Origin of the sequence: Oceanispirochaeta sp. (assembly GCF_027859075.1) — a bacterium.
Classification (GTDB): Bacteria; Spirochaetota; Spirochaetia; order DSM-2461; family DSM-2461; genus Oceanispirochaeta.
Genome location: NZ_JAQIBL010000120.1, coordinates 1 through 6,937, shown reverse-complemented (window position 1 = coordinate 6,937; position 6,937 = coordinate 1). Strand labels below are relative to the sequence as shown.

Below are 6,937 nucleotides of genomic sequence, written 5' to 3'. Positions count from 1 at the left end.
CAGTATGAGATACCAGCCGGACTCATCATTTGCGATGCACGTTTCTGGAGGGTGAGAGCCGTTAAAACGGGAGAGCCCGGCCCCTGGAGCGAAAGCCGGAGTGTTGAAATTGCGGTTTCTTCCAGTCCGAAACTTATTGGACAATTGGACAGTAGCGATGGTTTTACTGGAAATCCTATTGGTATGGCCATTAAAGGAAATTATGCAATTGTCGGGCATACATCAGGAGTTGATCAGATGTCCGTAGTGAACATCAGTGATCCTGGAAACCCCACGCTGGTGACGACATTTGAGCATTCGCCAGGACAGAAGCCTAAATTGACCGGAGACTATTTATATTGTTATGTGGATGGAGGAACAGAAGAGTCTATCATTAAGGTTGATGTTTCAGATCCTGAAAATCCTGTTCAGGTAGGTAATCCATGTTCATTAAAGTTCGATCCCGGCTTAGGTTCAGGAACATTGGATTATAATGCCAATATATACCTGGATAATTCAGGAGGCGGCAGTGGATTACTGGTTGCCGTATATGATCAAGATACACCGACCAGTGCAGGTATCATGCAGATTGATTTCTCTGATCACTTCACTCCTGTTGTAGATGGAATGTTTATGACGACGGATGATCAGCCCTTTGCTATTGAGCAGGCGGCAACTACCGGACTTGTATCGATACGCGGAGAAGGAGTCCAATCATTCTCACTTATAGGACAAGATGTATCAGATAGCTATGGGATAGAGAATATGGGATTCGGACATATTGAAATTGGTGGGAACTATGCCTTCGTCAGCAATATGGATGGTCCCCTGACAATTCTGGATATATCAAATCCTTCATCCCTTTCCCTTGTTTACACTTATGATCCGGGAGAGGGAACCGGTCCTTCTACTGTTTTCGGGAATTACCTATTCACTGGATTAGCTACTTCTCAAAAATTTACAATTTTAGATATCAGAGATCCGTCTGCACCGGTATTGGTTTCTGAAGGGAATATGGGATGGATTGCGACTGTTATCGGAAACTATGCTTATGGAGTGGAATGGACAACCGGCAAATTTACTATATGGGATCTACTCCCGGAGGATTAAAAAGGAAAAGTAACTATGAAAAAAATAGTAATGAATATCTTCTATATGGGGATTGTTTCCATAGTCGTTTTTTTCAACATCTCCTGCGAACCGATTTCCCTCAAAACAACCATAGACGACATGGTCCTGGGCTGGTCCCATGAAGTGACCCTAACAACCCCTGCAGACGGAGTCGGCATTGCCGAAAAAACCCCTCTCCTCGAATGGGAAGATGCCGGAGGCGCTACCGGGTATGAGCTGCAGATCAGTGATTCCGAGAGTTTTGACGGCGTATCCACCATAAACATAAACGAAGCGGTTTCACAGTATGAGATACCCGATGAACTTACAATCTGTGATATCAAGTATTGGAGAGTAAGAGCTGTTAAGGATGGGGAAGCAAGTGAAGTGTGGAGTGAAACCCGGAGTTTTGAAATTGAAGTTTCACAGACTCCAAAACTTGTCGGTCAATTAAACACGGGAGGTTCCGGATTTGAGTCAGTTATCGATGGAGATTATGCATACAATGCAAACGGATTTGCAGGATTACAGATTATCAACATATCAGATCCTACTAATCCTGTTCTAACAGCAACAATTTTTGGAGGCGTTAATGAAGAAGTATCCAAGCCTGTTGCAAAAAGAGGTCAATATATCCTGTTTGAAGAAAAGGGCAACCCTGGCCCTCCAAATAAACTGGTAATCTATGATGTGTCCGATCCTGCAAACCCGACACTCAAGGGAGACTGCGATGTTGTATATGGGGGGGAAAACTATACAACGATCTCTATTGTAGTATGGACCGAAAATGAGGCCCTCCTTTTAGTCGAGAACAAAGAGGATACCCCCACAGAAGCTCCATATGGAATCATGCGTGCGGACTTATACGACCTGAACTCTCCTTCAAACAAAGCGGGCAGCATGGTAGAGATTACAGGTGGGTTACCATGGAGTCTTCAGGCAGAGGGCACAACTGCCGTCATATCTGTAAATGATACAGGCCTGCTGGTATATGATATCCTATCCCATAACTTCGTTGGAGAGTATTCAATACCGGATCAGTTATACGGTAATGTGGCTATCAATGATGGAACAGCTTTTGTCACAAGTAAAAACGGCCCCCTCCAGATAATAGATATTTCAAATACGACAAGTCCTTCTCTGGTATCAACCTATGCACCGGACAACGGTACAACCGGAGGAGTTTCTATATTCGGACATTATGCATTTGTTGTGAAAGAGCAGGGCTATGTTATGTACATTGTTGATATCAAGGATTTGTCAAATCTGGAATTAATTACCACTTTTGATACATTTATACTGGCGCCTCAGAATAACTACGGGTGTGCCCAGAATACCATAACCGGTATGTTTAACATTGTTGATCTAGTCCCGGAGGATTGATCATCGTGTGGGTTTGTTCTGGACAAAGCTTATCCATCATCCTGATATAAAAAGCGGATGTCAAAATAAATAAAAACCGCTCCCCGAAGGAGCGGTTTTTCATTTTCCTGATTATTTCTTTTTATCAGGTGTTGGAATCACTATCCGGCTTCTGCAGCTTGGACATCGTCCTTTCTTAAAATCTTTCCCGATATCAATGCTCAGACTTTTTCCGCACTGGGGACAGTGAAATACCTTTTTAGTATCATTATTCATATTTATCATCCTTCATGTTTTTATTTTTCCAATATTTAATTCCTTCAAGTATCCCTGAAGCAAATTTCTCTTTGGCAAAGTAAACGAATCTCCTGGATCGCAGGGACTTTAATTCCGGTTCCGCATTCCCAACAACGATGCCTTTCATACTTCCCGTCAGCATATCCAGGTCATTTCCTGAATTCCCTGCGGTATAAATGTTTTGAGCAGGAATCTTCCATTTATTGGCCAGATACCTGACAGCCTGTCCCTTGGAGACCCTGTAGGGGAGAATGTCTATCAGGTTTCCATGGGAAAAAATCAGATTATAAGAGAGTTTCCTCTTCATCAATTCATTGTGAATCCGGGGAAGGGCTTCATCCTCCGTAAGATCGGGACTGAGGGTATAGCTTATCTTAAAATCTCTCTGAGCCAACGGGTTGTCCTGCATCTTCAGGAAAGGTAGGTTTTTCAGTGAGTCCTTAATTTCAAGGGGTTTCCACTTCTTTCTGATGTGGGACGCCCAGCCTTTGTCGACGGTATGTACATCGTAGTAGTAGATCTCAGATCCTACCGAGGCAATAATGAACTCAGTGTTTTCGATACCTTTTTCCGATAACACCGCTGTCGCTGAGGCGATATCCCGTCCGGTGGCCACTCCGAATCCCATCTTCTCTTTTCTGGGCTCCAGATAATCCATCAGTTTCTGAATCCCTTCATCATCTCCCAGGAGTGTATCATCTATGTCAACAATGACCATTTCTTTGAGAGCATGAATCCGTTTTCCGATGATCTTGACCTCTTTTTCCACCTTGATTGAGGATGCTTTATTCTTTGCCGCCAGCTTTTTCAGCTCGCTGATATAACTTTCGCAGTGGTGCTGCCAGGTATATGTCTTTCTGGTATTGTTGATTCCATTTTCAGATAACTGATTCCACTTGTCCGAATCGGTGAGTATTTTTTTGATGCTCAGAGCGATGCTCTCCTGGTCATCAATGTCGACCAATATTCCACTTTGACAGTTTTTCTCAATATCTACAGGACCACCTTTATTGGTGGCTACAAATGGCAGCCCGCTGGCAGAGGCTTCAATAAAGGTTAACCCAAATGTTTCCAGGTAGGACGCACTGACAAACACTCCTTGTGACTGGGCGGCAATTCTATACAGTTCGGGTACATCTTTCTCAGGATTGTGATATTTTGGAATGGCCATTTTTCCGTAAAGATCATATTTGTCCATTGCCAGAAGGATATCTGTGAGCACCTGCTGCTCACCCTCTTCCATGGTGGAAATATCGTCTCTGATTCCGGCAAAAATAGCCAGGTTCGCCATAGCCTGCAACTCTTTGTCCCTGCCGTATGCATCAATGATAACATCTATGTTTTTTCGTGCATCCGGACGGCAGAGGGTTATGATGAGGGGTTTCTCGGGTTCAAAATGAAATCTCTTCAATTCATTAACGACTCTTACATGAGCCTGTTTTGTTTCTTCACTTAAATTGTTTCCGGGGATCTGGTAATCATAGTAGGGGAAAAATATGTCAAGTTCGATTCCTGGGGCAATCGTCGCGTAATCAGGTATCAGGCGATGATCGTATTGACCCGCCAATTCCTCTTTTTCGTAGTCCGTGCTGGTAATCACAAGTTCTGCCTGAGAGAAGATCATCTCTTCGGCTTCTATTCTTGTAGAGATGGAAAGCTCTTTATCTGCGAGTGCATCGGTCCAACCCGTGGATTTCAGAAATGAGAGTTTATTGCGTCCCAGAGAGTGGGCGGTGAATATCAGGGGTATCCCGAATAAGCTGGCTATATGGGCCGCAACGTAACCCGCATCGGCATAGTGACCATGAACAAAATCGGGGATTCTGTCCTGTTCCTGAATGTATTCAATGACATTGTCGACAAACACATCCAGATGGGGCCATAATTTTTCCTTTCGGATGTATTTTTTTCCACCGCAGGACAGGCGAATGATGGAAGCTTTATCATTCAGCGGCTCCACATCCTTGTTGTAGATTTTTTGAACCCTTTTATCTTCAATTTTTCTGGTTATCAAGTCGATACGGTTTATTGATGGATAAGAAGAAAGGCTTTTTACAAGATCAATCACATAACGTGTCTGACCGCCGGTATCGGCATCACGACCGAATTCAATATCTTGTCCACGGATGAGTCCGTGAAGATTTAGCATTAATACATACATATTGTGTTTAGTGTACGAATGATATTCAATCGTGTCAATGTTGATGAAAGGCCTTATATATTCTATATTTACAGTTAAATAAGTGTTCTTGGTAAATATTTTTAATTAGAATACGAAGAAGAGGATATGTATACAGGTAAAGGTTTCGAAGTTTCTGAGCTGGGGGATGTGGATATTATCCGGCACAATGGTCTATTCCATTTGTTTCATCTTGTCTTGCCGAATCATGATTATATTGCTCATGCCGTCAGCAATGACGGGCTGCTGTGGCGGCGGGTGAAGAATCCAATCTTCATCGGTGAACCTGGAGACTGGGATGATGACATGATCTGGACCATGCATGTCAGTCATGATCCGGACGGACCGGCATTATTCAGAATGTTTTATACAGGTTTATGCAGAAAAGAGAGCGGCAGGGTTCAAAGAATCGGTTTAGCCCGTTCCAATGATCTCTACTACTGGGAGAAAGTCTCTTCCTCCCACTATCCTTTGTCGATTACAGGACCCCATTACGAAGAGGCTGTGTCTGAAGGACGTCATTGGGTCAGTTGCCGGGATCCTTTCTTCTATTCTGAAGGCAGTACAAGGATTCTTCTGGTCAATGCCAGAGTGCCCTCCGGGCCCAAAATAAGAAGAGGTTGTATTGGAGTCGCCAGGGAAGAGAGGGGCGATACCTTTCACTGGGAGAAACCTCTATTTCATCCCGGAATGTACGATGATATTGAAGTCCCCGGACTTTACAAGATTAAAAACCGGTATTACCTCTTCGGCAATATTAAAGAGGATGTTAAAATTCATTACTGGCATTGTGACACTCTTCTGGGGCATTACGAAGCTTTTGCATCCAATGTGCTTCTTCCCAAAGGGAATTATGCATCCAGGATCACCAAGATGGAGGATACCTATCTTCTCTGGAATTTTTTTACTGACAGAAATAAAGCCGTTAGAACGACAATCCTTCCTCCTCCCACTGAGCTGCAAGTTGCTGAAGACGGCCAGCTTTTTCTCCAGAGCTACAGTTTATTTGACAAGAAAGTGCAGCTTTCCATCCCTCAGGATGAGTGTCTACCCCTTCAGAGGGTTCTGAAGAACCAAACCGCCGATGTCCGTCATGAGGCAGAGGATGTCATTCTCGAATCCCTCAGCGGCTATGAAATATTCTTCCTTGAAAAGCAGTCTACAGATTTCAGGCTGAAATTTACAATGTCTATGGTGGGCGTGGGTAAATGGGGGATTGTGTTCCGTTCAGACAGTCAGACCAACGGACACTTCATCAGTCTTGATCTTATAAACGGACAGGCTCAGGGCCGTACCTGGGGAGAACGGCCGGGAGCTGAGATAGAGAATTTTTTTAGCTATAAAGTGATTCAGTCCAATCATTTCGATTCCATTAAGGATGGTGATTGTGATATTGAAGTCATCGCTTTCGGCGGGTACATTGAACTTTCGATTGAAGGAAAAATCGTTTTAAGGTATGTGGAAACCAGTTATATGGATCATGACTTCCTTGGATTTTATGTTGAAAGTGCTGCCATCTGTCTGAAGGCTGTCGCCCTGGATCTCCTGAACGGTCCGGAAGAAGAAGATCATCAGATCATGTAAGACCTGAATAGTTCTATAAGAGGCTCAAAAAAATCCGGGACCAGTAAAAGATTAGGAGGTTTCTGCCGGTCCCGGCAAAGGAGTTCTTTTTTATTTCAATACATCCAGAATATTCCGGATGGCAGCAGCTGTTGCCCGGTCTACACTCTCTTCGGTAAATCCGCCGATATGGGAGGATAAAATGACTTTCGGGTGTAAAAGAAGATCTGTCAACTCCGGCGGTTCGGATTCGAAGGCATCCACTGCATAGCCGGCAATTTGACCGGATTTCAAAGCTTCCAGAAGGGCCGCCTGGTCCACCAGAGAGGCTCTTGCCGTGTTGATGAGAAAGCTTCCTTTCTTCATCATATTCAAGGCTTCCTGATCTATCAAAGGTTTTTCACCTGCAGGGCAATGCAGTGTGACCACATCACTCTGTTTTAATAC

Annotated in this window: 5 protein-coding genes; 3 read left to right on the top strand and 2 right to left on the bottom strand. The window is 43.9% G+C overall.

Translation table 11 applies throughout. From position 1 onward, the window contains the following. A partial coding sequence (locus tag PF479_RS06705; RefSeq protein WP_298003908.1) for a hypothetical protein occupies window positions 1-1,089 on the top strand: 1,089 nt, incomplete at its 5' end. 15 nt (window positions 1,090-1,104) lie between these two features. Further along, the gene (locus PF479_RS06700; protein ID WP_298003906.1) at window positions 1,105-2,472 is read left to right on the top strand and encodes a hypothetical protein; all 1,368 of its coding nucleotides are present in this window, start codon (window positions 1,105-1,107) and stop codon (window positions 2,470-2,472) included. A 247-nt stretch (window positions 2,473-2,719) separates the two neighbouring features. Here the strand turns inward: PF479_RS06700 and PF479_RS06695 are convergent, their stop codons facing one another. Next, window positions 2,720-4,897, bottom strand: a complete 2,178-nt coding sequence (locus PF479_RS06695; RefSeq protein WP_298003902.1) for an HAD-IIB family hydrolase — start codon at window positions 4,895-4,897, stop codon at window positions 2,720-2,722. A gap of 138 nt (window positions 4,898-5,035) precedes the next feature. Between PF479_RS06695 and PF479_RS06690 the strand changes: the two genes are divergently transcribed. After that, entirely contained in the window at window positions 5,036-6,511 is a 1,476-nt protein-coding gene (locus PF479_RS06690) for a hypothetical protein (protein WP_298003899.1), read from the top strand. A 90-nt stretch (window positions 6,512-6,601) separates the two neighbouring features. Here the strand turns inward: PF479_RS06690 and PF479_RS06685 are convergent. Then, window positions 6,602-6,937, bottom strand: a 336-nt coding sequence (locus PF479_RS06685; RefSeq protein WP_298003896.1) for an NAD(P)-dependent oxidoreductase, incomplete at its 5' end; no start/stop codon positions are given.